The sequence below is a fragment of the Azospirillum sp. B506 genome (assembly GCF_000333595.1).
Taxonomy (GTDB): domain Bacteria; phylum Pseudomonadota; class Alphaproteobacteria; order Azospirillales; family Azospirillaceae; genus Azospirillum.
The window spans coordinates 1-2,031 of the sequence record NZ_BADK01000615.1; the positions used below are offsets into that span (position 1 = coordinate 1).

General features: G+C 68.5%; 2 protein-coding genes and 1 riboswitch. Of the genes, one reads left to right on the forward strand and one right to left on the reverse strand.

The features are described 5' to 3' along the window. The coding region (locus I71_RS18250) for an FAD-dependent oxidoreductase (RefSeq protein WP_042696267.1) at positions 1-669 on the reverse strand (669 nt) is incomplete at its 3' end. Then, positions 661-760, reverse strand: a riboswitch (TPP riboswitch). (Overlaps the previous gene by 9 nt.) Positions 761-998: 238 nt before the next feature. On the opposite strand from I71_RS18250, the gene I71_RS18255 reads away from it, so the two are divergent. After that, positions 999-2,031 (forward strand): FIST signal transduction protein (locus I71_RS18255; RefSeq protein WP_280109894.1); only part of this gene is annotated, 1,033 nt, incomplete at its 3' end.

The following is a 2,031-nucleotide window of genomic DNA, read 5'->3' on the forward strand; positions in this document are numbered from 1 at the left end:
ATGCCCGGGCGCCAGAACCACCCGGTCGGCCCGGTGCAGCGTTTGGGCCACACGCAACCCGATGGCCCGTCCGCCTTTCACCGCCAGGGCCACCTTGCCGCAGCGCTNGTGCAAGCGGACACCGGCGGCTTCCGCGGCGCGGCGCAGCGCGGCTGCGACCTTGCGGTTGTCGACCTGATGGTCGCCGGCACAGAACAGCGCACCGGCGACGCCCGGCTGCAGGAAGGGCTCGCGCCGCCGCACCTCGGCCCCGCTCAGCCACTCCACCGGCAGGCCCAGGTCGCGCTGGAAGCCGTGCAGGAAGCGGACCTTGGCGGCATCGTCGGCGGTCAGCGCGATGACCATGGTGCCTTCGCCGCGCAGGTCGACGGCCATGCCGCTCGCCGCCTCCAGATCGCGGGCGAAAGCGGGCCACAGCGCCTGCGAGGCACGGGTCAGCGGCAGCAGCCACTCCTCGCCCGGTTCGGTCTCGACACAGGCGGCCAGCATGCCGCCGGCGGCATGGGTGGCGCCGCGCCCGGCCTCGCCCCGCTCGAAGACATCGACCCGGCAGCCGGCCGACGCCAGCCTCCAGGCGATGGAAAGGCCGATGCAGCCGGCACCGATGACGGCAACGGACGGACGGAGTCCGGAAACGGACACTGGATGCGGTTCTGGCGCATGGATCATGCGGCGGCTCCCTTCGCTGGCATTACCCAGACAGGTTCGATGGGTGTGTTCTCAGCCGCGCGACCACCGCACGGCACCCCAGGCCTATGACTTGCCTTATGCCAATGTTTCGCTGGCCCCACAAGCGGAATCGACTCCCGCCCATGCCGTCCCCGCCACCTCTGGCTGCGACGTCGTGCCACAGCCCGGTAAGGAGTCCCCCGGATCACAATCGCCACCAATCGGCAGTCAAACTGTTTGTAAAATGAGTCAGGGAAAAGACTTCCAGCAATAAAAAGCCGAAATCGGCGCGCAGAACGAACAACACTGTCGACCGAGGATTCGCCCGCATGCTGTCATTCTTCCGCTCGGACACCCCGACCGCCACCCAGACCACCATCGGCTTCGGCACTCCGGCTGTGCGATCCGAACCGGCGCCACAGGCAACGGTGTCGGCGGAAGCGCCGATCCGCAGCCTGTGCCTGCCGGCCGGACAACTTGGCGCCGCGACGCTGGACGGGCTGAATTTCGCCGCCGGTGCGCCGGCGCTGGTCGTCGGCTTCGTGTCGCCGCATGTCGACTTCGCCGCCACCGCCCGCGCGGTCCGCTCGGCCCTGCCGCCGGCGACCCAGCTGGTTCTGGTTTCCACCGCGGGCGAGCTGTGCGCGGCCGAAGGCCAACCGCTCTACCGCAAGGCCGGCGAGCGCTGGGACAGCGTGGTCCTGCAATCCTTCAGCCCCCGCCTGTTCGCCGGGATCAGCATCCACACGGTCCCGCTGCATTGCGACGACCTGCGCGGCGGCCGGCCGACCCGCGACGTTCCGGCGCGGGTGGAGGCGATCCGCGGCGAGCTTGACCGCATCCGCGTTCCCTTCGCCGTCGACAGCCACGACACGGTGGCGCTGACCTTCATCGACGGTCTGTCGGCCAGCGAAAGCTGGTTCATGGAGGCGGTCTACCGTTCCGGCCATTTCCCCTGCCTGTTCATCGGCGGCTCGGCCGGCGGCAAGCTCGATTTCCGCAACACCCACCTGTTCGACGGCCAGCGCGTGCTGGAAAATGCGGCGGTGACCATCTTCCTGAAGATGGCGCCCGGCATCCGCTACGGCATCTTCAAGTCACAGAATTTCCGCCCGACCCAGACCCGGTTCTCCGTGGTCGATGCCGATCCGATGCGCCGCGTCGTGCGCGGCGTGATCGACCGCGACGGGTTCGAGGTGGTGAGCTTCATCGATGCGCTGGCCAAGGCGCTGCGCTGCAAACCGCAGGAGCTGCCGGCCAAGCTGGCCAGGAACACCTTCGCCATCGAGATGGAGGGAGAGCTGTTCGTCCGCTCCATCTCCGGCTTCGATTTCGAGAAAGGCGAGGTCGCTTTCTATTGCG